This is a genomic window from Exiguobacterium sp. s80 (assembly GCF_018618725.1).
Taxonomy (GTDB): domain Bacteria; phylum Bacillota; class Bacilli; order Exiguobacteriales; family Exiguobacteriaceae; genus Exiguobacterium_A; species Exiguobacterium_A oxidotolerans.
Map to the genome: position 1 here is coordinate 1,189,215 of NZ_JACSMP010000001.1, position 26,427 is coordinate 1,215,641.

Here is a 26,427-nt window from a genome sequence, read left to right on the forward strand (position 1 = left end):
ATTAAATCTCTCCTTCAGTTGAGTTAGGATGAAACGCACGTTCTAAAATCGCCATTCGGGCGAACACACCATTTTTCATCTGCTCGAAGATTCGTGACTGGGTATGTTCGACCAGTTCGTCCGCAATCTCGATCCCGCGATTGACGGGTGCCGGGTGTAAGATGATTGCTTCCGGTCGAATCCGCCGCATCCGGTCGAGTGTCAAACCATATTGTTCGTGATACGTTTCTTCGAGCTCCATCGCCTGATTGTGCCGTTCCTGTTGAACCCGGAGTAACATGATGATGTCACTTTGCTCGAGTGCCTCGTCAATCGGGACATAGGCAATCCCCATCGTCTCGTCAAACCATTCCGGTGGACCGGAACCGATGACGGTCGCCCCGAGCCGCTGCAACACGTCCGCGTTCGACCGGGCGACCCGGCTGTGTCGCAGGTCCCCACAGATGACAACCGTTTTGCCGTGAATATGACCGAATTCAGCGAACATCGTCATTAAATCGAGTAAAGACTGGGACGGATGTTGACCACTCCCATCGCCCGCGTTGATGACCGGAATCGTCAACTGTTCAATCAGCGCGTGGTAATAACCTGTCTCGTGATGGCGGATGACAAGTGCTTCGACCCCGAGTGCTTCAAGTGTTTTACATGTATCAAGTAACGTTTCTCCTTTTTGGACGGACGATGTCGTCGTCTCAAACGGCAGGACATGCATTCCTAAGCGATGTTCCGCCATCTCGAATGAACAGCGTGTCCGTGTCGAATTTTCAAAGAACAGGTTGGCGATCGTTTTATTCGCAAAGGTATTTGACGGTTGTCCATGTTTCAATTCAAGCGCCCGCTCAATCAACTGCTCGATTTCTAGAATCGAGAGCTGGTCGAGACTGACGAAATCGGGACTCACTGGTTGGGTTTTCATCTCGTTCACTCCTTTTTCGGCCGCAAAAAAGCGCACCTTCTGATGTGAAGGTGCGCTGAAGAAAGCAGATGAACATCTGCGATCTACAAGGGCCTCCACTTTATCGTCCTCTCGGGAACGTCTTAAAAGTCGTTAGCTGCTCGTTTCGGTTGTAAAGGTGTTTCTTCGATGTCGACTTCTTCCTGTGCCGCCTTCGGTAAAATCAAGTTCAAGACAACTCCGAGGATGGTGGCGAGCGCCATTCCTTCTAACGAGAAGTTCCCCACTTTCAAAGCTGCACCGCCGATGCCGATGACCAAGATGACCGCCGTGATCGTCAAGTTTCGTTTATCTGCTAAATCGACCTTACTTTCGACGATCGTCCGGAGACCGTTCGAGGCGATGACCCCGAACAAGAGGATGCTGATGCCGCCCATGACGGGTGTCGGAATCGTTTTAATGAAGCCTTCGACGTATCCAAGGAATCCGAAGCTGATTGCAAGTAATGCTGCGCCACCAAGGACAAACACGCTGTAGACACGCGTAATCGCCATGACACCGTTATTTTCGCCGTATGTCGTGACAGGTGGTCCACCGAGCATCGAAGCGACTGCCTTGGCAATCCCGTCTCCAAGCACTGTCCGGTGCATTCCCGGATCAAGGAGCGTCTCGCGCCCAATGATGCGGGAAGTGACCTTTTGTTCACCGATATGTTCCGTCAACGTGACGAGTGTGACCGGGACGATCAAGGCGAGTGCTGCCCAGTTCAAGGTCGGTGAATAGTCGAGGAACGGAATCGTAAAGTCAGGTAGATGGAAGAATGTTGCTTCGCGCAGTGGTGCGAAATCAACGATCCCGCTAATTGCTGCGACGAGGTATCCGGCGAGAATACCGAACAAAATCGGCACCGTACTCCACATGCCTTTAAAGTACGTCATCGCGAGGAGCGTAACAGCGAGCGTCGTCAAGGCGACGAAGAAGAACAAGCCGTTATATGTGCCATCCGCTCCGTTCATTGCCATGCTGACAGCCGTTGGGGCAAGCGATAGACCGATGACCATGATGACTGGACCGATGACGACCGGCGGAAGCAGTTTCATCAACCAGGAGACACCTGTGTACATGATGATTAAGGAGACAAGTCCGTAGACAAGTCCAGCGACCATCCCGCCGACAAGTGCATCTTCGACACCCCAGCGTTCGCTGACGGCGATGATCGGGACGATGTAGGCAAAACTAGAACCAAGGTATGTGGGGACTTTGAAACGGGTGACGGCGAGGAAAATCAACGTGCCGACTCCGCTCGCGACGAGTGCGACAGATGTGTTTAATCCCGTAAGTAACGGAACGAGCACGGTCGCACCAAACATCGCGAAGACATGTTGGAGGCTGAGCATCAGCCATTGAAGAGGATGTTTCGGTAATTCACGGACTTCAAGAATTGCTTTATGTTTTGACATGAGAGCATCTCCCTTTCTGGTCTCTCTGGACCACGTTAAAGGTATTTTTGATTTAACGTTTAATGAATACTTGATCAGCATCGTCGACTTCTGATAAGGCGACGACGACTTGTTCTTCGCGTGACGTCGGAACGTTCTTGCCGATGAAATCTGGTCGAATCGGGAGTTCCCGGTGACCTCGGTCAACAAGGACAGCTAACTGAATCATGCTTGGTCGACCATGATCGACGAGTGCGTCCATTGCCGCGCGGACCGTCCGTCCCGTGTACAGGACATCATCGACGAGCACAACGATTTTTCCTGTGACGTCTTCCGGCATCTCGGACCCTTTGATTTCCGGCTCGAGGCTTTTCTTCGAGAGATCATCGCGGTACATCGAGATGTCGACGACACCAAGTAACACGGCTTTTCCTTCAATCTCTTCAATCCGCCGGGCAAGGCGTCTCGCAAGTGTTTCGCCCCGCGTCTTGATACCGACGATCATCAATTCTTCAATCCCTTTGTTGCGCTCGATGATTTCATGGGCGATTCGTGTTAAGGCACGACTGATTGCCGCTTCATCTAAAATGATGGCTGGTTTCATGGCTTCTCCTTTCATAAAAAAACCTCCTGCTTAATCGGCAGGAGGTTGTTGAAGACAGATGTGTACATAGCAAAGCCATGTGTTTACACGCGTTACGGTGTCTCCCTTTCGTAGCCTCTCCGGACTCGATTAAAGGTGTTCTAATTTTGTAGGATCGTCACGCGGACGACCGATTTGGTGAGGCTGATGTCTCGCATCGCTCTCTAGGTGTTACTCTACCGTTTTATTAGAAAAACGTCAAGACTCTAATTCAAGTTTTTTCAACTGACTGATCTCAAACGTCATCTCTTCCGGGAGTGGTGCTTCGAACGTCAACCATTCGCCGGTCCGTGGATGTTCAAATCCGAGAACCGCTGCGTGGAGTGCTTGACCATTCATCTTCATCGTCTTCCGCGGTCCATATTTCGGGTCACCTGCGAGCGGGAATCCGATATAGCGCATGTGGACACGAATTTGGTGAGTCCGTCCTGTTTCGAGTTTACACTCAACGACCGTAAAGCCTTCATACCGATCGAGGACACGGAAATGCGTGACCGCTGCTTTTGAGTTTTTGTCCGTGACCGTCATCCGTTGACGGTCATTTTTATCACGGCCGACCGGTGCTTCAATCGTTCCGAGTTCATGGGGAATCTCGCCATGGACAAGCGCGATATAAAGACGTTCCGTCGTCTTATCTTTTAATTGTTGCGCAAGCGATTCATGGGCTAAATCATTTTTAGCGACCATCAAGAGACCCGATGTATCTTTATCGATCCGGTGAACGATTCCTGGTCGTTTGACCCCATTGATGCCTGAGAGGTCTTGACAGTGATGAAGCAACGCATTAACGAGTGTTCCTGACACATGTCCTGCTGCCGGGTGGACGACCATGCCTTTTGGTTTATTGATGACGATGACATCGCTGTCTTCGTAAACGACATCTAGCGGAATGTCTTCCGGTAAGATTTCGAGTTCGACGGCTTCCGGGATATGCACGGTGATGCTTTCCGTTCCCGTCATCTTATAGTTCGGTTTCACGATGCGTCCGTCTACTTCGACGTGCCCCGCCTTTAACCAGTCTTGCACTTGCGAACGCGACCACTCTTGTTGTTCAGCCAACCATTTATCGATTCGCCCTGTCGCGCCTTTTGCTTCGACCGTCCATACTTGTTGTTCATTCATTAATCAATCGTTCCCTTCTTCGTCAAACGCTCTTCGAACATGACGCTAATCAGCATCAAAATCACTCCAAATGTCAAGCAGACGTCTGCGACATTAAAGATCGGAAAATTATAGCCGAACGGATAAAAGTGTAAGAAATCAACGACTTCCCCACGCGCCATCCGGTCAATAAAATTTCCGATCGCTCCACTCAGTAGTAAAGCGACACTCCAAGCAAATACTTTGTTTTTTGTTCCTTCTTTGTACAGAAAATAAATCAGACCAACAACGACGAGAACCGTCACGATGAAGAAGAAGCCGAATTTTCCTTCAAGCATTCCCCATGCCGCTCCACGGTTGCGGTATGAATTGAGATAAAAGAAATTTGGAATGACTTCAATCGCTTGACCAATCGTCATCTGCTGAACGACGATCCATTTCGTCAATTGATCCACTCCTACGAGTAAAGCAGCAATCACTAAGTAAAGCCACATCCTGTTTTCCCCCACATCAAAAATAATGAGGGGTAGCTACGAAGTCGCAGTAGCCGCCCCTCCCCTTATTCATTATAAAGAATTGACGACCGCAGTACAACGAGGACAAAGTGTCGGATGAGCCGGATCTTGACCAAGTTCAGTCGAATATGTCCAGCAACGTTCACATTTCTCGCCGTCCGCTTTCAAAACAGTGATTGCTGTCGTCTCATAGTTACGTTCTGCCGAGTCGACAAAATCGATGTGTGAGACTTGAAGCAGTTGTTCAAGATGGTCGATTGTCGCAAGCAAGTTCTTCGTCGCTTCGTTCGGTGCGAGCTCGAGTTTGGCTTCGAGCGTTTTCCCGACGAGCTTCTCTGCCCGTGCTTCTTCAAGCGCCTTCAAGACATCATCGCGGAAGACGAGGAACGCGTTCCATTTCGCGATCAGTGCAAGTCCTTCTTCCGATACGTCGACTGCTTCCGGTAAATCCGTCAAGAAGATACTTGCCGTCTCGACACCAGGAACGAATTCCCATGCTTCGTCTGCCGTATGCGGTAAGACAGGTGCCATCAATTGTAACAATGTCACGACGGTATCATACATGACCGTTTGAACGGCACGACGCGCCGGTGCATCTGCTTGTTCGATATACAAGATGTCTTTCGTGTAGTCGAGGTAGAACGAAGACAGGTCAAGGACACAGAAGTTATGCAACAGTTGGTAAACTGCCATGAAATCATACGCATCATAGGCTTTTTTGACTTTACCGACTAATTGATCGAGCTTCGTCCGCATGAAACGGTCTGCTTCCGGTAAATCTTCAAACGCAACACGATGTGCCGTGTGATCGAATTGATCCAAGTTCCCGAGCAGGAAACGGACCGTGTTCCGGATTTTACGGTATGATTCTGAAACTTGTTTAAAGTTGTCCATCGATGCCCGGACATCTGACTGATAATCGACTGACGCAACCCACAGACGAAGAATCTCAGCACCGAATTGTTGCATGATTTGGATTGGGGCAATCGTATTCCCGATTGACTTCGACATCTTCCGTCCTTGACCGTCTAATACGAAACCATGACTGACGACTGCTTTATACGGTGCTTTTCCCGTTGTCGCAACAGCTGTCGAAAGCGACGAGTTGAACCAGCCACGGTATTGGTCTGAACCTTCGAGGTAAAGATCAGCCGGACGCTCTAGTTCTGGACGCGTCGCCAGCACACCGGCATGTGACGAGCCGGAATCGAACCAGACATCCATGATGTCTGTTTCTTTTTTGAACTGACCATTCGGACTTGCCGGGTGCGTAAAGCCTTCCGGCAATAAGTCGATTGCTTCGCGTTCATACCAAACGTTCGAACCGTGCTCTGCGAACAAGTTCGCGATATGGTCGATTGTTTCCGGTGTAACAATTTCTGTTCCGTCTTCTGCATAGAAGATTGGAAGGGGCACGCCCCATGCACGTTGACGCGAGATGACCCAGTCGCCACGATCTTTAAACATGTTGTGAAGACGTGTTTCTCCCCATGCCGGTACCCACTGCACATCTTTGATTTCGTCAAGGATTTCCGCACGGAAGTCTTTAATCGACGCGAACCATTGTGGTGTTGCCCGGAAGATGACCGGTTTTTTCGTCCGCCAGTCGTGCGGATACGAGTGTTTGATGAACGATAGTTTCAACAATGCGCCCGCTTTTTCTAACGCAAGACCGACTTCTTTATTCGCATCTTCATAGAACATGCCTTCGAATCCTGGTGCTTCCGCCGTCATGACCCCTTTATCATCGACCGGGCAGAGGACATCGAGTCCGTATGCTTGTCCGATGCGATAGTCATCTTCCCCGTGTCCAGGTGCCGTATGCACGACGCCGGTTGCTTCCGCCGTAACATGATCACCGAGCATGACGAGTGATTCACGGTCATAGAGCGGGTGTTTGGCTTTCATGTATTCGAAATCTGCTCCATTGAAGACACGACCGACTGTCGCGTCTTCCCATCCGAGTGCCTCGATGACTTCAGGAACAAGCGCCTCTGCGACGATATAACCTTTTCCTTCGTACTCGATCCGGGCATACGTGAGTTCCGCACTGACAGAGATTCCGAGGTTTGCAGGAATCGTCCACGGCGTCGTCGTCCAGATGACGAAGTGATCGGTTGGCTCTAAGATGTTATTTCCTTCTAAGACAGGGAACGCAACATAGATGGCAGCAGAACGTTTATCATGGTATTCGATTTCGGCTTCTGCCAGTGCCGACTCAGAAGAAGGTGACCAGTAGACTGGTTTTTTTCCTTTATAGATATAGCCTTTGTTCGCCATGTCACCGAAGAGGCGAATTTGCGCCGCTTCAAATTCCGGTTGGAGCGTGATGTATGGATTATCATAATCACCGAGAACACCTAAACGCTTAAACTGTTCACGCTGATGATCGACTTGTTCGAGCGCATATTTCGCACACAACTCACGGAACTCAGCGACCGACATCGTCTTCCGATCGACACCTGATTTTTGGAGCGCTGTTTCAATCGGTAAACCGTGTGTATCCCAACCCGGTACGTACGGTGAACGGAAACCATTCATCGATTTGTAACGGACGACGATATCTTTTAAGACTTTGTTTAATCCGTGCCCCATGTGGATATCACCGTTTGCGTATGGTGGTCCATCATGAAGGATGAAGGTTGGTTTCCCAGCATTTTTTTCTTGAACTGCTTGATATAAGTTCATCTCGTTCCAACGTGCCTGCATGTCCGGCTCACGTTTCGGCAAGTTACCTCGCATTAGAAATTCAGTTTTCATCATCAGTAATGTATCTTTGTACTCCATCTGGCATTCCCTCACTTCTTTTAATTTAACATACAAAAAAAGCCAAACACATCCCTGGTATAGGGACGAGCTTGGCTTGAACTCGCGGTACCACCCTACTAGTAGTTCAACCGTACGAACTACCACTTAAGAGCCCGATAACGGGGGCGAATCGGTGCGACTTACTTAATGGTTCAGTCTCACACTCGAAGGGGATATCCATTCTCACTTACTGTTCGGGCTCACACCAGTCCCCGATTCGCTTGCAGCAGTCTGATTAAGACGTGTCCTTGTCATTGATTTAAGTTATATGACATCGTCGTCATTATACGCAACTGCCGGAATCTCGTCAAGCGCACCACGGGTCGAACTATCAAACGCGTCCCAATCATGGCTTGCCAATAACTCCATCTGCGCATCGATCAAGACTTTAAAACGATTACGGTACAATTCGATTTTCTTACGCATCTGTTCGACTTCAAAGTCTGTCCGTTGCGCTCGACGCTGTGCGGAATCTTGCAGTTGTTCCGCTTCACGCTCGGCTTGTTTTAAAATCAAGCTTGCTTCTTTCGTCGCATTGGCCTTGACTTCTTCTCCTGCTTCTTGGGCAACGATGATTGACTTGTTTAACGTCTCTTCCATCGAACTGAAGTAATCGACACGCGATTGCATGTTTTGAATCACTTCTTGCTGTTGACGGTTTTCCCGCAACAACATTTCAAAATCCTTGATGACTTGATCAAGAAATTCGTTGACCTCATCCTCGTCATAGCCGCGAAACTTACGTGTAAATTCCTTATTATGAATATCAAGTGGCGTCAATGGCATGATGAAATCCTCCTCAGCATTTTTTAACCTTTTAATAATCCGTACTGTAATTTAATCCGGTCGCGTTTCGTCGACCCTAAAATAGCCGTCAATTTGACGCGGCCTGTTCCACGGAGCGAAAGCAAATCGCCTTCTTCAAGCATGAAGCTTGGATCTTCGACGATTTTATAATTCACTTTACTTTCCCCTTGTTTAATCAAACTCTGTGCTTTTTGTCTCGAAAAACCAAGCACTTCGCTGACGACAGTATCAAAGCGGAGCGAACTGACGAATCCAAGTTCTTCTTGCCATTCCTGTTCTTTGATCTTCAATTGGTCTTCTAGTTCGACGCGAGATAAACGAATTTTCGTTTTCCCTGCCCGCTCGACGTTGACTTCGATATAAGAAGCAACGTCTTCTGCGACTGCGAACTGAACGACTTGATCTTGAATGACGACGTCACCGAACTTGCCGCGTTTCAGACCGACGTTTAAGAGCGTACCTGTTACTTGTCGATGCGATAGTTCAACGAATTTTGTAGGATAATGAATACGATAGATGGCAATATCAAAGTCGCTCGCATCAAGTTCGTAGTAATCAGGCGCAATTAGTGCCCGCTGTCGCTCTGCCCCTTCGAAACCGCCCTCAAAAAAGAGGGCACATTTCGTTCCGACGAGTTCGCGTGTGATTTGCTGTTCGCGTGGGTCAAGAAAATCTGTCAGTTTAAACGTATAGGTCGCTTCGACATGATCGATCCAGTTTAAGACAAGATCGACGAACTCCCGCTCATGTCCGCGATAGTGATCATAGACGCTCATTAGAAGAAGATTGCTCGAATGCCTGACTGTGCTAAGTTCAACACTAAAAAGGCAACGATTGGTGAGATGTCAAGCATACCTCCGATGGGCGGGATGATCCGTCGGAAAGGCGCGAGGAACGGTTCGACTAACATCGCTAATACTTGTCCGAATCTTGACTCTCGTGCGTTTGGGAACCATGAAAGTAAAATATAAGCAATCATGACATAGCTATAATATTGAAGTAACGTGCTCAATGTACGCCCAATCGCGTACATAACTTGTGAATCCATGTTTACCACCCCTTATGATTGATATCATCTTCTCCAAGTAGATTTGAAATACTACCCGCGAGCTCGACGTTGTTCGGCACACAGAGGAGCGTGTTTTGACTGATTGTCGTAATCGTACCATCGAGTGCAAAGACGACGCCTGAAAGAAAATTAATCATTTGCCGTGATTGATCTTTTGACATGCGTTGCATATTAACGATGACCGCACGATTTTGACGGAGATGCTCCCCAATTTCTTGTGCTTCATTGAAGACACGCGGCTCACTTAAAATGACTTGTGATTTTGCTTTTTTCGTATGAATCGGAACGATATTCGATTGACGCACAGGGTCCTCCTTTTGAGTAACACTCGGGGTAGATTCCTCGTAGTACTCTTCATACTCTTGCTCTGCAGTACCTCTACCTTTATTTATTGTAGCATCATTTTCATATTCAAGTTCGTCTAAATCGTCTGTGTTCCCAAGAAACAGATGTTGCATTTTCGATTTGAATCCCATTTCGATTCTCCTTTCAACTTCTTCTACGTTTTATGATTGGACGAGGACCGTTCCGATTCTGACGTGTGTCGCCCCTTCTTCAATCGCAATTTCATAATCAGACGACATCCCCATCGATAATTCCGTACAGGGAGCGTAAGACAGGTTTCGTGCTGCTACTTCGTCTCGTAAGACGCGTAAAGCGCGGAAAACGGACCGCACTTCCTCTTGATTTTCTGTCAATGGTGCCATCGTCATGAGTCCAATCACACGAACTTTTGGATATTGACCGATTTCATGTAGAAAGGAATGGATGTCTTCTGCGGAAATACCTTGTTTCGAAGCTTCACCCGAGACATTGACTTGAACAAAACAATCGATAGGACGTTTTGCACGTTTATTGATTTCTTCCGCTAAATGCAAACGATCGAGTGAGTGAAGCACATCGATTTGATCGATGATTTGACGTACTTTTCGCGACTGCAGTGTCCCGATGAAGTGCCACTCACAGGCTTCACGCCCAAGTGCTGCTTGTTTTTCTGACAAACCCTCCGGACGATTTTCACCTAGCGCCGTTATACCTGCTTCTAACAGCTCAGAGGCAACTTGACTTGAAACTGATTTCGTCACGCCAATCAGTTGTACCTGCTTTTTTTGAAAACTCTTTTCACTCGCTTGTTGCATCTTTTGTTGGACAAGTTGAACATTTTCATTAATCGACATGTAATGACTCCTTTACGATCAAGCTCGCGAAACGACCTTGGTGGTCCCCATGACGGTAAGAGAAATAGTCATCTGCTTGGCAGTGCGTACAAATTCCTGCATCAATGATGTCACCTAATCCACTTCGCTCTGCTAATGCAGCATTCGTCTGCTGAAGCGAAAGCATCGCTTTTCCGTTTTCTTTTATTGTGTAGGGCGTATCTTCAAGACCAAGCCCGTCAATCGCTTCAAGGACGGGTTGGTCGACCTCATAACAACATTCACGAATCGAGGGTCCGATGACCATTTGAATCGAGGAACGGTCTGCCCCCGCCGCTTCCATTCGGGCGACAGTCGCTTCAACGATATTCGCGACTGTTCCACGCCATCCGGCATGCGTATTCGCAATAATTCCTGTCGTCGGATCACAAAACACGAGCGGTACACAATCCGCGAATAACATGGCGAGTAATACATTTGCATCCGTCGTCACCAATCCATCTGTACCCTCGATCGTTGTTCCATAATCCAGTGCGCCTCGTCCAGAATCTAGCGTCGTCACTTGTTCGACATGGTTCCCGTGAACCTGTTCTGCCCAAACTGAATTTTCGAGCGATAAATCAAGTTGACGGGCGATGACTTGCCGGTTTTGAATGACACCATCGCGATCGTCATTGACATGCAATCCAAGATTGCCAATACCATGCGGCGCTGAAAATTTTGTAGTGAATGCCGCACGCACTGTACCGGTCGGTGTATCCCACTTTATCCATTGACCAAACATCATTTCACATCCCTTTCAAAAAAGAGGTGCCGCTTACGCGACACCTCTTTGTCTAGCAGTCGTGTCTTGGAAAAAATCGATTAACGATTGTTCCGACGAAGGAATGATGGAATGTCCATCGTTTCTTCAACATCTGACCCTTTTGCTGGTTCTGGATTCGAGCTGACAGGTGTCTCTTCGACTTGTGGTTTCGGCTCCTCAGTCGCAGCAGGAGTTGGAGTCGCCTGCTTTTTCTTGAGTAAGTTTTTCATCATTTCTTGAGCAGATGGAATCTCGAAATCGAGTGGCTCGTTTTCGAATTCTGTTGCGATGACGGTAACGATGATTTCATCTTCTAAGTTATCGTTGATAACAGAACCGAAAATCAAGTTTACTTCTTCATCTGCTGCACTTTGAACGATTTGAGCAGCTTCCGTTACTTCATATAGACTGAGGTTCGCACTACCTGTGATGTTCATTAAGACACCTTTTGCACCTTCAATCGATGTTTCAAGCAATGGACTTGAAATGGCTTTCTTCGCAGCTTCCGTTGCACGGTGTTCGCCTGTCGCAACACCAACGCCCATCAAGGCAGATCCTTTTTCAGTCATGATTGTCTTAACGTCTGCAAAGTCTAAGTTGATTAAACCAGGGACAGCGATTAAGTCTGTGATTCCTTGAACCCCTTGACGAAGCACATTATCCGCTTCTTTGAATGCTTCGAGCATCGGCGTGTTACGATCAACGATTTCAAGTAATTTATCATTCGGAATGACGATTAACGTATCGACTTTTTCTTTAAAGTTTTGCACACCCGATACAGCGTGTTGCATCCGTTTGCGTCCTTCAAACATGAACGGTTTCGTTACGACACCGACAGTCAATGCGCCGATTTCTTTTGAAATTTCAGCGATGACTGGCGCAGCACCAGTTCCTGTCCCGCCACCCATACCTGCAGTAACGAAGACCATATCAGCACCTGACAAAATCTCTGTCAACTGTTCACGGCTTTCTTCTGCCGCTTTCTTACCGATTTCTGGATTCGCACCTGCACCTAAACCGCGTGTCAGCTTTGCACCGAGTTGGAGCTTCACATCTGCCTGCGACATGTTGAGTGCTTGTGCATCTGTATTGACGGCGATGAATTCTACGCCTTGTACACCATGTTCAATCATTCGGTTGACGGCGTTTGAACCACCGCCACCTACGCCGATGACCTTAATTTTAGCTACTTGGTCCATCATTTCATCAAAATGCAACATAAAAGGGGCCCCCTAATTTTTTATACTCATTGTATTTTAGTCATTAACCAAAAAACTTTTCAAAGAAACTACTGAATGATTTACGCTCTTTTGGAGGTTGTTCCTGTTGCGTTCGTTCTTCGCGTACTGGAGACGGTGTCGGGTTCGTAAGCAATTGTTCTTGTTCACGATTTTGCGCCACGACTTCCTTCTCGTCCGCACGATCAAATCCTGATTTCGAAACCGTACTTCTTGAGAGTACATAGCGTAACATGCCGGCTGCCACAGCGTACTTCGGATTACGAATGCCTAAGCTGGCCGGTTGGTAGACGTTGACGTTCTGGTTGAAAATCCGTTTCCCTAGCTGATCGATTCCAGGAAGCGAAGAACTTCCACCGCAGAGAATGATGCCACTATTCATTTGTGGATGGCCAGCCTGCGTCATCCGTTTTTGAATCATCTCGAAGATTTCTTCGAGGCGTGCCTCTAAAACGAAACCGATCTCAGGTTGCGGCTCAAAACGATGCTCCCCATTAATCGTTACGTAGGATACCTTTTCTTCAGGATCCCCTAACGATTCAAGCGCCACTCCGTATTCTTCCTTCGCAAGTTTTGCATCTTGGTACTTACAATTCATCTTATACGTTAAGTCACGTGTCAGATGATCGCCACCATAAGGTAACGTCGTCGAGTAAACGAGATCGTTTTTTTCATAAATCGACAATGTTGTCGTCTCATGTCCAATATCGATGATGCCGACGCCAAGCTCCAGTTCATCGATTGATGCCGCGATTCTTGAAACAGCTAAGCTTTCAAGTACGTATCCTGCAAGCTCTAGACCAGCCCGTTCGATTGAACGTTTAATGCTATGTAGGATCGTCTTCGCTCCAATGATCAACTTCCCTGTCACTTCTAGACGATAACCGATCATACCACGTGGATCCGTGATTTCTGTTTGTTGGTCGACCGTAAACGTTTTCGGTAGTACATCGACAACACTTAATTCGTTCGGAATGCGCATGACCATTGCGGAGTGTAAGACGTCTTTGACGTCGTCATCCGTAATTTCATTGTCTTCGCCTTTAATTGAAGTCATCCCTTGACAATCCTTGACTTGAATGTGTTCTCCAGAAATTGCTACATATACTTCACCAATCGGTTCACCGAGTGTCCGTTCCACTTCAGCGACCGCTTGTTTAATGGCATTGACTGTTTGGTCGATATCGACGATGACGCCACGTTTGACACCGGCAGATGGTGCAGAACCCTCCGCTAACACGTTCAGTGTCCCACCGAGTAGTTCACCGACGATGAGTTTCACTTCCGATGTTCCAATGTCTAGTGCGGCAATCGTACCTTTCGTTTCCATGGGAGTGACACCTCCACTTTCATAATACTCATACTGATTGTCCCTATATATATTCAGGAAACAAGATAAACTTCTTCTCGTTTAAGTCTACACTATATAAAACCCTACGAAAAGAAGTTATTGTCTAACTTACCCATCTAATAGATTACGATTTGATGACGATACGCCTACTTATTTACTAATGAAAACAAACGTTTGTCAATCTGCTGACTCATGACTAGGAATTTTCTATTTTTTTACTTTATATGGTTTGAAATAGATTCCCCCGTCAATCGTGATCGTCCCTGTTTTTCCTTTTGGTAAGGCTGAAATCACTTTGACATATTCATTCAACGAGTTAGAAAAAGCTGAAGTACTCAATAAGACGGTATTGCCATCCGTCATGAATAACTTCAATCCCCCTTTATCGGTTTTATCGTTTGCAACGATTTCCGAAATCCGACTCCGAACTTTTGGTTCGATTTTGACGAGTTCCTTCGTCAACCGTTCAAGGGACTGATCTGTAAAGCCTGTTAAAATCGGTGCATCGAACAATTCTTCCTTCGACTTTCCAGGGATGATTGTTCCATCTGCTAAGACGATTCGGTCTCCGGGTTGATCTTTCGCGTAAGCAATTTCTTTTTCCTCCACGACATTAACTTGATAGTTATGGAGAAAACTCTGTGTCATCGTTGCTTCCCGTATACCTGGTACATCTTCGATTCGCTCTAGCACAGCTTCTTCTGACACATTGAAAGCATGTGTCTCCTTCACCTTCATCCGTGACGCCTGAATGATGTCTTCTTCTTTGACATTGACGACACCGTCAATCTCAAGTGTCGCTACCCGCGAATAACTGGACTGAAGATAAAATACGACAGCAATCAATAGACCGATCAGGATGAGGACATAGATTAAACGTCGGTTTGCTTTCTTCCGGCGTTGTTCACGGATATAAGGAATCTTATCTTCTAGACTACTGACAGTGGCATCCGTATCTTTTACCGGTTGTCGCTCCTTCACGTTCATTCCTCCTCTACTTGATTAATTTCAGTTCCTTATCGGTCTATTCCTGCAACTGTTTAGTTTTTTTGTTGAATCAAGCGATTCAACTCGTCCACTAAATCACTCGATGCATTCGGCATCCCTAAAGCGAATGCGGCCTGCGACATCGCTTCTTGATTCGCAATCGCCGTTTTACAAGCATCGAATAACGTTTCTCCTGTCAGTTCAGCTTCTCGGACGAGCAAGCTTGCTCCTGTTTCGACGAGGGACGAGGCATTTACTTCTTGATGGTTTTCTGTGACGTATGGACTCGGAATGAGAATGCTCGGTAATCCGAGCGTCGTCAATTCCGCTAACGTGCTCGCACCCGAACGTGAAATGACGAGTTGACTCGCCTTTAAGATATTCGGTAAATCATAGACGAACGGACGTAACTGAATCCGCTCCGGGACCGTTCCGATTTGGCGAGTAATCTCTTCAAAATGAACTTGACCTGTCACGAACAACATCGACCAATCCATCTGAATGAACTTCGGCATCATCTCGATGATTGCTTGGTTGATTGCTGGCGCTCCACGACTTCCACCGTAAACGACGACTAACGGGCGCCCTTCTTCAAAACCATAACGTTGCCGTTCAATGACCGGGTCGACTTGCAAATCAGCTACTTCGGAAGCCCGGGGATTACCGATTAAAACGGTTTTCGCTTCGTTTTTACCGAAATGGTGACCTGATCCTTTAAACGATAACGCGACACGATCGACGTACCGAGCAAGGAACTTATTCGTAATACCAGGTAAACTGTTTTGCTCATGGACGAGTGTTTTATACCCCATCTTCGCTGCTGTATAAAGGACCGGTCCACAAACGAAACCACCTGTCCCGACCACGATGTCGGGGTTGAACTTTCGCAACATTTTCCGGACACGGGTCACGCTCTTTAAGAAACGGATTCCCGTCTTAACGTTTTCAAATGATAACGAACGGCGAATACCTGAAATCTCAATCGATTCAAAGGGAATTCCTGCGCGTCGGACGATATCTGCTTCTAGCCCATTTTCCGTTCCGATGTATAGCACTTCACACGGCATCCGTCGCTCGATTTCGCGGATCATCGCGAGCGCCGGATAAATATGCCCTCCGGTTCCACCACCTGATACGACGATTCTCATTTAGCATCTCCTCCAATCGATTCGACGGCGCGAACAAAATGTTCGCCACGTTCTTCATACGTCTTATATTGATCCCAGCTCGCTGACGCAGGCGATAATAAGATGATATCCCCGGCTTGTGAGACATCAAATGCTGCCTGTACTGCTTGCGCCATATCGCTGACGACCGTTGCATCAATCTTTTCTTGACGTGCCAGTTCCGCAAAACGTGGTCCCGTCTCGCCCAAACCGACGACATGCTTGACTTGTGTCATCGACTCTACGAGTGGTGTTAAATCAGCACCGCGTTCTAGTCCGCCACATAACCAAATGATTGGAGCTTTAAAACCGGATAGTGCTGCTTCCGTCGCCACGTTGTTCGTCGCTTTCGAATCATTGTAGACTTTACGTCCCTTGAATTCGCCAATGTACTCTGTACGATGCGCGACGCCACCGAATGTCCGTAAGACGTCCTGCACCGCTTGTAACGGAATATTGAATGGTTCTACTAACGTCAATGCTGCTAAGACGTTCTCTAGATTGTGTCCCCCACCTAAAGCCAGTTCAGCGGCCGGTAAGATCGGCGTTTCACCAACCATAATCATGTCCTGCTCGACACGAGCATAAGCTGGACTCTTACGTGAAAAACGCAACCGCTCTGCTTTTGCCTGATCACTTAAGCGCATGACGACATCATCGTCTGCATTGACGACAAGGCGGTCATTCGCATCCATGTTACGGAAAATTCGTGCTTTCGCTTCCGCGTAGGATTCAAGATCACCATGATAGTCAAGATGAGCCGCTGATAAGTTTAAGAAAGCCGCACTCATTGGTTTAAAGGCGTGCATTCCCATCAGTTGGAAACTCGAAAGTTCAATCACGATGATTGCATCATCTTCCGCTTCTTTCGCAATCTCAATCGCCGGGAAGCCGATGTTTCCCGCCAAGTGTACCGGACGCGTCTGCTGTTTCAATAATTCGTGGACAAGCGTCGTCGTCGTCGTCTTCCCGTTTGACCCTGTAATCGCTACCCATTGCGCATTCGTCGCATGATAGCCGAGCTCGACTTCCGTCCAGATTGGAATCTGTCGCACCAGTGCTTCTTGCAAGAGCGGAATCTGATACGGAATCCCTGGATTTTTGACGATGAGCTCTACTCCTTCAAGTAACGTGAGCGGATGCTCGCCGAAAGTCGTTTTGACACCGAGTTTCAGCAAAGTATCTTGATTTGTTCCCGAGGGTGTCCCACCGTCGTTCACCGTCACATCTGCCCCTGCTTCGACCAAATACTTAGCCGCTGCGATACCACTTTTAGCCGTTCCGAGCACTAAGACCTTTTTGTTGACCCAATCAGACTTCTTCATCTTAAAATCGCTCACTTTCTTCATCCGGAAATTTCAATTAAACAAGCAAGTAGGCAATGAACGCTACGATACAACTAATCGAAGCAAACGTACCGACAATCCGCCATTCACTCCAACCGACCATCTCGAAATGATGATGAATCGGGCTCATCTTAAAGATACGTTTTCCCGTCGTTTTAAATGAAATCACCTGTAAAATCACAGATAATGTCTCAACAACGAACACGATTCCAATTAAGACAAGTAGCAATTCAAGTTTTAAGAGGATGGATAACCCGGCGAGTGCTGCTCCGAGTGCGAGCGAACCTGTATCCCCCATGAAGATTTTCGCAGGGTGGGCATTGAACAATAAGAATCCAATCAATGCACCGACTGCTGACATCGCGAATAACGCGACCCCTACTTCATCTGCAACGAACCACGCATACAAACTAAAGAACAGGAATGTCGGGATTGCTGTAAAGGATACGAGACCATCTAATCCGTCCGTCAAATTGACGGCATTCGAGAATCCGACTAACCAGAACAACGCGACAAGTGGATAAAGCAAGCCGAAATCAAACGTCATTGACGTAAACGGGATCGCTAAGTAAGTCGCTTCGCTTGTAAACCCACCACTCAACCATACAAACAATAATCCAACAACGATTTGTCCAATTAATTTTTGTTTCGAGTTCAATCCAAGGTTACGTTTTTTGACGACTTTGATGTAATCATCGATGAATCCGATCGCACCATAAGCAAGCGTCAAGAACAAGAGTGACAAGTGATTCGCTTCTAAGTCTCCCGTAATCATCGCCGCAATCAAACTCCCGATCATTGCGAGTAAAATGACGATTCCACCCATCGTTGGCGTTCCGGACTTGACCTGGTGCCACTGCGGTCCTTCTTCTCGAATTTCTTGTCCAAATTTCAACTGGTGTAAAAAAGGAATCGCTCTTGGCATGACAAGAAGAACCACGAGTAAAGCGACAATTAAACTGATGAATAATGTAATCATTGCAAACACCTACTTTTAAGAATTAAATTTTGTTTAAATCCGTTAAAATCTGCTCAAGTGCTACTCCACGAGAAGCTTTAAGCAACACAATCGTTTGTTCACCCAACAACGGACGAAGCAACGTAGCCGCCTGATCGACCGTCTCTGCGAATTCGACCACTACCGACGGATCAGTAATGCCTTCCGCGATATACCGTCCCTTCTCTCCTACAAGAATAGCATGTGAGACTGGAAGTGTAATCCGCTTACCGACCGATGCGTGCAATTCACGCTCTTGGTCCCCAAGCTCGTACATGTCTCCTAAGACAACAACGCGGGTCGGATAACCGTCAAGCTCTGCAACCGTCTCGATTGCCGCATTCATCGATGTCGGGCTTGCATTATAAGCATCATTGATAATGGCTGTCTTGTGATAGACGAGACGTTCCATCCGCATCGGTGTCAATTTCACTTCATCCAGCCCTGCCTGAATCACCTCGTCCGCAACCCCGAGTGCACGTGCTGTCGCAATCGCATAAGCCGCGTTGCGCACTTGATGTTTTCCAAGAATCGGAATACGGAATGTTGCTCCGGCAAATTGAAACGTCGTTCCGAGGAAGGTCGCCTCTGCTTGCTCGATGACAAATGTGTTTGCGTGGTGGTAACCAATCCGCTCACCTGTAACACCAGCAAGTAACGCTTCGTCTCCGTCAAGGAATAGATGACCATCCGGCTTTAGACCTGCTGTGATTTCTAATTTGGCTTTTGCAATTCCTGCACGCCCCCCGACATGTTCCGCATGAGACTCACCGATATTCGTTACAAGTGCGATATCCGGTTCTGCTAATTGTGATAAGAACTCGATGTCACCGAAGCCGCTCATTCCCATCTCGAGCACCGCTACCTCCGTGTCACGAGGCATCATCAAAATCGTCAACGGCATGCCGATGTCTGAATTAAAATTACCTGATGTTTTATGCGTCCGATACGTCGTTTTCAATACACTTTCGACCATATCTTTTGTCGATGTCTTACCATTGGACCCCGTAATCGCCACTACCTTTGGTGAGACGAGTTTCAAGTAACGTGTTGCAATATGTTGCAACGCGGCTAACGGGTCTTCGACTTCGAGTACGACGATGTCTGCGTCCGGAAGCGGGATTCCTTTTTTCCATAACGTCGCGATGGCTCCTTGGTCGATTGCTCCATCGATGAACGAATGTCCGTCGACGCGCGCGCCTTGTATCGGAACGTACAATCCTTCTGTCAGTTCACTTCTCGAATCCGTCGCAAAGTGGCGAAGCGATCTTTTGTCTGTCACATCTAATCCGAGCCAACTTGCGATTTCTGTTATCGTCACCATTTCATTTCCTCCACTCATTTACAGAAAAAGAGGACGAATTCAAAAGTCAACGAATGACTCCTGTTCGTCCTCGTTCTCCTGCAGAAAATTAGGGACCGCTTTTACCTTAATCGTTTGGTTCAGCGAGTTCAACCGTCAACTTTCCATTTTCTTTCACTAGTGTACCAGTTCGGGCTGATTGTTTGGTTACAAAACCTTTACCAATCACATCTAACTTCAAATCATACAAACTGACGAGCTTTTTGACATCTCGTTGCGACCAGCCGGTCAAATCAGGCATCTTGAACGTATCATCCGTTTTAAGAAGGACACGTTCACCACTGACGAATTCCTGACCACGCGACGGGATTTGCGAGACGACTTGTGCCCCGTCACCTAAAATAATCGGAACGGCACCTTGTTCCTTCGCTAAAGCCTTCGCTTCGGCAGCGGTTTTTGTAATATAGCTCGGTGTTATTTTTGCTTTGACATCGACTGACTCTTTTTGTGTTTCGGGCTGGATGCTCCGATACTGGAGTGCTGTATTCATGACGCTTTTGAAAACTGGACTCATGATACTTGGACCCGAGACCGATGATTCATTTTTCGATGGACGATCGACTGCAATGTACATGATGAGTTCAGGATCATCCTTCGGGGCCATTCCGATGAAGGAATGGATGAACTTTCCTTGGATATACTTCCCGTTCTCTGAAATTTGCGCTGTCCCTGTTTTACCGATGACGCGGTAATCATCCAACTTATACATTTGTCCCGTTCCAAGCTTACTGTTGACGACGCCATCGAGTGCTTCCCGCGTCGCCTTCGCCGCTTCAGCCGAAATCGGTTTGCCGACCACTTCCGTTTTTGCTTTGTAAGGAGCCTGATCGACGTGATCTGCCTTTTGGATGATGTGTGGTTTGACCATTTCACCATTTCCAGCGATTGCCGTCGCTCCCTGCAACAATTGCATCGGGGTCACGGCGGTCGATTGTCCCCACGACGTGATGACCGTATTTAACGGTTTTGATAAATCGGACTGACTGTTTACTTCTCCCGAGATGTCTATACCCGTCTTTTGATCAAAATGAAACTTCTTAAAGTATTCTTTATACCGCTCGATGCCTAGCTTTTCAGCTGTCAAAATCGAGAACATGACATTCGACGAGTGATAGACTCCTTCAATCATTGGAATCGTCCCCCAACCAACATCATTGTAATCCTTGATGACTGTGCCTTTATAGTTGTAGTTACCTGACTTATACGGTTCATTCGGCCGAAAGACACCGGCATCAATCGCAGCCGCCAGCGTAAAGATCTTCATCGTCGAACCCGGTTCGAACCGTGAGGAAACGGCAAAGTTCGTGAAATCTGTCATATCCCGCAAGTTCGGATTGAATGATGGTCGATCCGTCATCGCGAGTATTTCACCCGTTTTTGCATCCATGACGACACCTGTCGCATTTTTAGGTTTGTATTCGTCATACATTTTCTGCATTTGTTTTTCGAGCGCTTGTTGAATTCGGTGATCAATCGTCAAGTATAAGTTCGAGCCATCTTTCGGGTCATTTGAAATACGCGATCCACCTTGAATCAATTCACCGCCACTTCGATCTTTTTCAAAGACACGGGACCCAATTGACTCCCGTAACGCATCATCATATTGTTTTTCGATCCCCATCTGTCCTTTTAAGACGACGCGTCCGTTATCCTCCGTCATCTTTTGAACGAATCCGAGCGTATCGGATAGAAAAACACCGTTTGGATAATATCGTTTTGGCTCTTCAATCAGTCGGATTCCGGGAAGGTCGAGCTTATCAATTTTTTCTTTTTGATCAAGCGTCAAATCACTCCCTTCTTTTCCGAACTCGATTTGCGAGCGGTCTTTATTTTCAATCAAATACGTCTCAAGCTCTTTGACCGTCATACCAAGAATCGGCGCGAGCCCTGTCGCCGTCTTCTTATAGTCAACGACTGTCGCATCCGGATCTTGAACGCCGCCTAACCGGTAGACTGCGACAAGGTGGTAAGAGGGTACATTGATTGCAATCGGTGAACCGAGACGGTCAAAAATTCCCCCTCTCTCTGCCGAGAGCGTCGACTCGGCTTCCCAGCGTTTCTTTTCCGCGTAGGCAATCATATCTTCTCCGTGAAACTTTTTAGTTGTCGACAAATAAAGAAACCGGCCAATAAACACAAAAAAGAGAGCAGCAAATATCATCATGATGATGGCTACTCTCACACGGGACTTTTTAAGTGGATTCATTTAGGAATCACCTTGATGTTCCCTTTTCGCATATCAAGACCTTGTTCTTTCGCAATCTTGTAGATCCGTTCTGGAGAGCTTAAATTCGTAACTTCAAGTTGAAGACGTTCATTTTCCTTCTTCATCTCTTGCGTCACTTGATTTTCCTTCGCAAGATCTCGACTGACGTTATAAGCATCATTGTGTGCCCCAATCGTCGCGCTACCGAATAAGACGAGACCACCAATCATTGCACTGTATAAGAATTTTTCAAAGGGATACAGGCGATACTTCGGACGGACGGCGACGCGACGATTAATGTCTTCCGTTTTCGTCGGTTCTTGAACTGGGCGCTGACGAACAGGTTCTAGCGATTGGACTGGTTTACGAAGTGGTTCTGCCATCTGAATGCTCCTCTCAACTTTCCTTCATTTTTTCAACAATCCGTAACTTAGCAGAACGTGAACGACGGTTATCATCAAGCTCATCATTTCCTGCTGTAATCGGCTTACGTGTGACGAGGCGAAGTTCTGGTTCAAACTCTTTTGGAATCATCGGCAATCCTTGTGGAAGCTCAGGTAACGATGATTTTTCTTTAAATGCTAGTTTACACATGCGGTCTTCAAGTGAATGGAACGTGATGACACAAAGACGACCCCCAACAGCCAGCAAATCAATCGCCTGATACACCGCTCGATCGAAGACATTCAATTCATCATTGACAGCAATCCGAATCGCTTGGAACGTCCGCTTTGCCGGATGCCCACCCTTTCGACGGGCAGGCGCTGGAATCGCGTCCTTGATGAGTTCGACCAGTTCGAACGTCGTCGTGATTGGACCTTCTTCACGTGCCTTTTCAATTTTCCGTGCAATCTGCTTCGAAAATTTTTCTTCTCCGTATGTAAAGAAAATCCGAACGAGATCATTATATGGCCAGTCGTTGACGACTTCATATGCCGATAACGATGACGTTTGATCCATTCGCATATCGAGACGCGCATCAAAGTTATAACTAAAACCACGTTCCCCTTCATCCAGCTGGGGCGAGGATACACCGAGATCAAACAAAATACCATCTACTTTAGTTACACCTAACTCATTTAGCTTTTCTTGCAAGTGAACGAAGTTACTCTTAATCAGCGTAAAGCGACCGGCATACGCTGCGAGACGTTCTTCCGCATGGGCAAGCGCGACGTCATCTTGATCAAATGCATAGAGATGACCTGTCGTCAATTGCTTCACGATTTCTTCACTGTGTCCTGCTCCACCTAATGTACAATCTACATATACTCCATCAGGTTTAATATCTAGCCCTTTAATGGACTCCCATTTTAATACCGTTTCATGTTCAAACATGCCCTGCCTCACCTTTCAGTGTCCAAGATGGACGTTACTCTTTTTCAATGTATCACATTCCTTATTTAAAACGTTACGAAAATGAGACAGTTTTCTTGATTTATTTCACTTTTAGGTATCTTTCGCTAAAAAAACAAAAAAACCTGCTCATTTCAGCAGGTTTAAAGCAAAATTTCCAATTGTTCAGCATCTGTCTGCTCATATTGTACACGCAGGTTTTGAATTAAATCTAAACCGTAGCGATTGAGCCATGGCAAGATGGAGTGCATGCGCTCTTGAGGCGCTCCATTCGGAAGAAGTTGATACTGGAGTGAGCGTTTTGTTCGCATGAGGCGATCGTAATTCCGCCGCTCTTGCGTAACGAGCGTATCGATTGCGAGTTGAATTTGTTTATTCAGCTTTTTCGTCGCTGATAAATTTTTAGAAGTTGCCCGCTCGACCTGTTCAATTTCTTGAATGAGTGCAGTACCTAAAATATGCGACGAATGCAGCTGACTATTTATCTTCGTCGCATCGAACGGTTCAATCGCTACACCATGCGATAATACTTGTTCTAGCGACAAGTCATACCGGCGAAGCAGCTTTTCGTCCCGCGCCCGTAACATGACGGCGCCCATTCGTGGAATGAGCAGCGGCATCGTCCAATCAAAGTGATGGAACAATGGTCGAAGACGTGTCCAGTAGGCAATCTCACCAGGTCCTCCGATATAGGCGAGGGTCGGGAACAGATAATCCTGCATCAACGGTCGTGTGACGACACTATTCGAAAAACGCTCAGGACTTGCATACAGCAACGCCAGTAACTCAAGTTCCGTGTAAGTCTTCCCCTGCTTCGTTACAAAGTCTTCTCCCGGGTACAATAAATCCCGTCCTCCGATGTCCTCGACGAACAGATGCGCTGCTTCTTCATTCAAGAAGGTATCCGGTAAGTCCGTCGTTTGCTGAATCCCGATCGACAACGCTTGACGAATTTCTTTGTTGTCTTGAATCAACTGCTCAAAGAATGGAATTTCGAGTTCGCGTACTGCTTTTGCATCGGCATCAAAAAAGATGACATCATGATTCACTAATTCTCCGAGTAGCGCTGAGAAAAAACCGCCATATGTCGTTTCTTGATCAATCAACCGCTCCACCAGCAAAACAAGTTCCTTTGTATTTTGTGTTTCTTGGTCGACGCTCAAGGCTTGGCGTAAGACTTGTTTGACCGCTTTTTGATCGAGCGTCATCCGACTAACGGAACGCTGAATCGTATCTTGCGGTGAAACCGTCAATTTTCGCGGTTGATATTCTGCCGTCGGTGCATAGATATGATTGATTTCATCAAAATCATGATCTTCGGTCGCGAGCCAAAAAATCGGAACAACCGGTAACCCCAATTGATTTTCCGCTTGCTTCGCGACCTTTAGACAGGTTAACAGTTTGTAAATTGCATATAAAGGCCCCCCGAAGATACCGGTTTGCTGCCCAGTAATGACGACTTGTGCCTCACCCGTCCGTAAACGTTCGAGACGCTGTCGAATCGTTCCAGTCATCTGCGGATTTTGACGAATCAACTCATCGACGAGTGGACTGAGATGAGGATACTGACGTTCTCGAAGATGTTGGCTCCGCTCGCGCATCCCATCTTCTCCGATGTGGTCTACATATTTAGAAAAGTCTTCACCCGTCGCTCTATGCATCAACGAGTTGTCTTCATATAAGGCGTGAAATGATTGTACCTTCAAACAAAATCCCTTCTTTCTAACTTGATCAACCAATCATTAGTTGACGAATTCCAATTCCAAACAGTATGAGATGTACAGGAAGGGCAATCAAGACGATGATTCGCCAACTATGTCGAATCATTTGGACATAATCGATGTCGACTTGTCGAATCCGTTGCCATAACGCATTTAATGCAAACACTGACAATACCGCAATCAACAACCAACCCACGTAGTTATGCCCCGTCAATGCGATTAACGAAACATGAATCGCATACAATACGATGAACGTCCCGAGATCAAGCGCGACCCGGACGGCCTTGGCATGCGTCCGAAACAACAACAGGAATAATAAGTAAAGGACAATTAAACTGAACAGTGGAAAGATGATAAAAACCGTCACAACGAATCCCCCTCTTGTTCTCGATGCTTAATTTCCTGAAAGTAATAAGCTAACAACGGTGTCGGTTGCGTCGCCTGCTTTAGCACATACCCAACGATTGGATCGATTTCCGTCATTCGTCCTTGCTCCACATCCCGTAACATCGACGAGCGATTGAGACGCGTACGCTTTAAAATCTGTTCGATTTCATCATACGTAATCGGGTGGTTCGGGAAGACACTACGCACTTCGGCAAAGACGGCACGTGCTTTCGATGCATACGGTTCATCGAGTAATCGCCCATTTTCAACCCCATAATAAGCTGTCAATGGATTGATGACAGCATTCATGAATAATTTCGTCACCATGACTGCTTCAATATTCGTTACGTGCTCAAACTGCAACGCATCTCGCTTCAGCATCGACAGGACATGATTCCCATATCGAATGCGCCCTTTTCCCGTATGACGGATTTCGTAAGGACCCGTCTTCATCGCGCCATGCTCAACGACCCCGAAAATTGCTTGCGGCAGAGCACGTGCTGCATCAAGATGTCCCATTCCGTTTTGTAAAAAAACGACTGGATTTTTCTCGTGTTCTAGATAAGGAATCACACTTTTTATATCATACGACTTTGTCGTAACGAACACCAAGTCTTGTGACTCGAAATGCGCAATCGGTCGAACCTTTACGGTCGGACTCCATTGATCGTCTCGCAGGATTCGCTTTGTCCCGTCATCTAACTGTCTCGTATATAACGTAATTTGATGGTGCTCTGCTAAGTAGGAAGCAAGTAATAACCCAACAGCACCGGCTCCGATGATTCCTATTCTGCTCATCGTCGAATCACTCCTTTATATATCAAAAAAAACGACCTGTAAAACCGATTTTCTCGATTTTACAGGTCGTCTTTATACCGATCATTCAGCTTACTTGCTGACGATTTCTTTACCTTTGTACGAGCCACATGCTTTACAAACACGGTGTGAAAGTTTCATTTCACCACAGTTTGGGCACTCGACCATACCTGGTACACGGAGTTTGAAATGAGTACGGCGAAGACGTTTGCGTGTTTTCGACGTTCTGCGGAATGGTACTGCCATCGTTGTCCACC

The 26,427-nt window shown here is 46.9% G+C and carries 26 protein-coding genes and 1 other annotated feature; all 26 genes read right to left on the bottom strand.

The window, feature by feature from the left end; all coding sequences use genetic code 11:
• Nucleotide 1: 1 nt before the first annotated feature.
• Entirely contained in the window at nucleotides 2-916 is a 915-nt protein-coding gene (locus KNP94_RS06290; RefSeq protein ID WP_214765211.1) for an aspartate carbamoyltransferase catalytic subunit, read from the bottom strand.
• A gap of 122 nt (nucleotides 917-1,038) precedes the next feature.
• Nucleotides 1,039-2,355 (bottom strand): uracil-xanthine permease family protein, encoded by a 1,317-nt coding sequence (locus KNP94_RS06295; RefSeq protein ID WP_214801892.1) that lies wholly within the window; start codon nucleotides 2,353-2,355, stop codon nucleotides 1,039-1,041.
• A 52-nt stretch (nucleotides 2,356-2,407) separates the two neighbouring features.
• Nucleotides 2,408-2,938 carry a bifunctional pyr operon transcriptional regulator/uracil phosphoribosyltransferase PyrR gene (pyrR, locus tag KNP94_RS06300; protein WP_029330897.1) on the bottom strand — a complete coding sequence of 177 codons (531 nt, stop codon included), beginning with the start codon at nucleotides 2,936-2,938 and terminating at the stop codon, nucleotides 2,408-2,410.
• Nucleotides 2,939-3,175: 237 nt separating this feature from the next.
• Entirely contained in the window at nucleotides 3,176-4,099 is a 924-nt protein-coding gene (locus KNP94_RS06305) for an RluA family pseudouridine synthase (protein WP_088837422.1), read from the bottom strand.
• A complete protein-coding gene (gene lspA / locus KNP94_RS06310) occupies nucleotides 4,099-4,572 on the bottom strand; it encodes a signal peptidase II (RefSeq protein WP_088837423.1) in 474 nt (157 codons plus the stop codon). The genes KNP94_RS06305 and lspA overlap by 1 nt, the downstream gene beginning before the upstream one ends.
• A gap of 72 nt (nucleotides 4,573-4,644) precedes the next feature.
• Nucleotides 4,645-7,380 carry an isoleucine--tRNA ligase gene (gene ileS / locus KNP94_RS06315; protein ID WP_088837424.1) on the bottom strand — a complete coding sequence of 912 codons (2,736 nt, stop codon included), beginning with the start codon at nucleotides 7,378-7,380 and terminating at the stop codon, nucleotides 4,645-4,647.
• 58 nt (nucleotides 7,381-7,438) lie between these two features.
• Nucleotides 7,439-7,665: a binding site (T-box leader), on the bottom strand.
• Complete coding sequence (locus KNP94_RS06320; protein ID WP_088837425.1) at nucleotides 7,666-8,187, bottom strand: DivIVA domain-containing protein; 522 nt, start codon at nucleotides 8,185-8,187, stop codon at nucleotides 7,666-7,668. It lies immediately after the preceding feature.
• A 23-nt stretch (nucleotides 8,188-8,210) separates the two neighbouring features.
• Entirely contained in the window at nucleotides 8,211-8,984 is a 774-nt protein-coding gene (locus tag KNP94_RS06325; protein ID WP_029330902.1) for a YlmH family RNA-binding protein, read from the bottom strand.
• Nucleotides 8,984-9,256, bottom strand: a complete 273-nt coding sequence (locus tag KNP94_RS06330; RefSeq protein ID WP_088837426.1) for a YggT family protein — start codon at nucleotides 9,254-9,256, stop codon at nucleotides 8,984-8,986. The genes KNP94_RS06325 and KNP94_RS06330 overlap by 1 nt, the downstream gene beginning before the upstream one ends.
• A gap of 2 nt (nucleotides 9,257-9,258) precedes the next feature.
• Nucleotides 9,259-9,753: a cell division protein SepF gene (locus tag KNP94_RS06335; protein WP_029330904.1), complete on the bottom strand. Its 495-nt coding sequence runs from the start codon at nucleotides 9,751-9,753 to the stop codon at nucleotides 9,259-9,261.
• Between the two features lie 30 nt (nucleotides 9,754-9,783).
• Nucleotides 9,784-10,455, bottom strand: a complete 672-nt coding sequence (locus tag KNP94_RS06340; RefSeq protein ID WP_088837427.1) for a YggS family pyridoxal phosphate-dependent enzyme — start codon at nucleotides 10,453-10,455, stop codon at nucleotides 9,784-9,786.
• Complete coding sequence (pgeF, locus tag KNP94_RS06345; protein ID WP_088837428.1) at nucleotides 10,445-11,218, bottom strand: peptidoglycan editing factor PgeF; 774 nt, start codon at nucleotides 11,216-11,218, stop codon at nucleotides 10,445-10,447. The genes KNP94_RS06340 and pgeF overlap by 11 nt, the downstream gene beginning before the upstream one ends.
• 80 nt (nucleotides 11,219-11,298) lie before the next feature.
• Nucleotides 11,299-12,459: a cell division protein FtsZ gene (gene ftsZ, locus KNP94_RS06350; protein WP_029330907.1), complete on the bottom strand. Its 1,161-nt coding sequence runs from the start codon at nucleotides 12,457-12,459 to the stop codon at nucleotides 11,299-11,301.
• A 43-nt stretch (nucleotides 12,460-12,502) separates the two neighbouring features.
• Nucleotides 12,503-13,807, bottom strand: a complete 1,305-nt coding sequence (gene ftsA, locus KNP94_RS06355; protein ID WP_214765220.1) for a cell division protein FtsA — start codon at nucleotides 13,805-13,807, stop codon at nucleotides 12,503-12,505.
• A 228-nt stretch (nucleotides 13,808-14,035) separates the two neighbouring features.
• Nucleotides 14,036-14,809, bottom strand: coding sequence for a cell division protein FtsQ/DivIB (locus KNP94_RS06360; protein ID WP_088837430.1), 774 nt, complete (start codon nucleotides 14,807-14,809; stop codon nucleotides 14,036-14,038).
• A 59-nt stretch (nucleotides 14,810-14,868) separates the two neighbouring features.
• Nucleotides 14,869-15,963 (bottom strand): undecaprenyldiphospho-muramoylpentapeptide beta-N-acetylglucosaminyltransferase, encoded by a 1,095-nt coding sequence (gene murG / locus KNP94_RS06365; protein ID WP_088837431.1) that lies wholly within the window; start codon nucleotides 15,961-15,963, stop codon nucleotides 14,869-14,871.
• Complete coding sequence (murD, locus tag KNP94_RS06370) at nucleotides 15,960-17,306, bottom strand: UDP-N-acetylmuramoyl-L-alanine--D-glutamate ligase (RefSeq protein WP_215115439.1); 1,347 nt, start codon at nucleotides 17,304-17,306, stop codon at nucleotides 15,960-15,962. Before murD ends, murG begins: the two co-directional genes overlap by 4 nt.
• 37 nt (nucleotides 17,307-17,343) lie before the next feature.
• Nucleotides 17,344-18,306: a phospho-N-acetylmuramoyl-pentapeptide-transferase gene (gene mraY, locus KNP94_RS06375; RefSeq protein ID WP_088837433.1), complete on the bottom strand. Its 963-nt coding sequence runs from the start codon at nucleotides 18,304-18,306 to the stop codon at nucleotides 17,344-17,346.
• 22 nt (nucleotides 18,307-18,328) lie between these two features.
• Nucleotides 18,329-19,648, bottom strand: a complete 1,320-nt coding sequence (locus KNP94_RS06380) for a UDP-N-acetylmuramoyl-tripeptide--D-alanyl-D-alanine ligase (protein WP_214801897.1) — start codon at nucleotides 19,646-19,648, stop codon at nucleotides 18,329-18,331.
• A gap of 106 nt (nucleotides 19,649-19,754) precedes the next feature.
• Nucleotides 19,755-21,893 (bottom strand): penicillin-binding transpeptidase domain-containing protein, encoded by a 2,139-nt coding sequence (locus KNP94_RS06385; protein WP_215115440.1) that lies wholly within the window; start codon nucleotides 21,891-21,893, stop codon nucleotides 19,755-19,757.
• Nucleotides 21,890-22,276, bottom strand: coding sequence for a cell division protein FtsL (gene ftsL / locus KNP94_RS06390; protein ID WP_088837436.1), 387 nt, complete (start codon nucleotides 22,274-22,276; stop codon nucleotides 21,890-21,892). Before ftsL ends, KNP94_RS06385 begins: the two co-directional genes overlap by 4 nt.
• 13 nt (nucleotides 22,277-22,289) lie before the next feature.
• Complete coding sequence (rsmH, locus tag KNP94_RS06395) at nucleotides 22,290-23,228, bottom strand: 16S rRNA (cytosine(1402)-N(4))-methyltransferase RsmH (RefSeq protein ID WP_029330916.1); 939 nt, start codon at nucleotides 23,226-23,228, stop codon at nucleotides 22,290-22,292.
• 161 nt (nucleotides 23,229-23,389) lie between these two features.
• The gene (gene bshC, locus KNP94_RS06400; RefSeq protein WP_215115441.1) at nucleotides 23,390-24,952 is read right to left on the bottom strand and encodes a bacillithiol biosynthesis cysteine-adding enzyme BshC; all 1,563 of its coding nucleotides are present in this window, start codon (nucleotides 24,950-24,952) and stop codon (nucleotides 23,390-23,392) included.
• A 25-nt stretch (nucleotides 24,953-24,977) separates the two neighbouring features.
• The gene (locus KNP94_RS06405; protein ID WP_088837438.1) at nucleotides 24,978-25,334 is read right to left on the bottom strand and encodes a DUF3397 family protein; all 357 of its coding nucleotides are present in this window, start codon (nucleotides 25,332-25,334) and stop codon (nucleotides 24,978-24,980) included.
• Nucleotides 25,331-26,152, bottom strand: coding sequence for a ketopantoate reductase family protein (locus KNP94_RS06410; protein WP_215115442.1), 822 nt, complete (start codon nucleotides 26,150-26,152; stop codon nucleotides 25,331-25,333). Before KNP94_RS06410 ends, KNP94_RS06405 begins: the two co-directional genes overlap by 4 nt.
• 90 nt (nucleotides 26,153-26,242) lie before the next feature.
• Nucleotides 26,243-26,416, bottom strand: coding sequence for a 50S ribosomal protein L32 (rpmF, locus tag KNP94_RS06415; RefSeq protein ID WP_012370841.1), 174 nt, complete (start codon nucleotides 26,414-26,416; stop codon nucleotides 26,243-26,245).
• Between the last annotated feature and the right edge of the window lie 11 nt (nucleotides 26,417-26,427).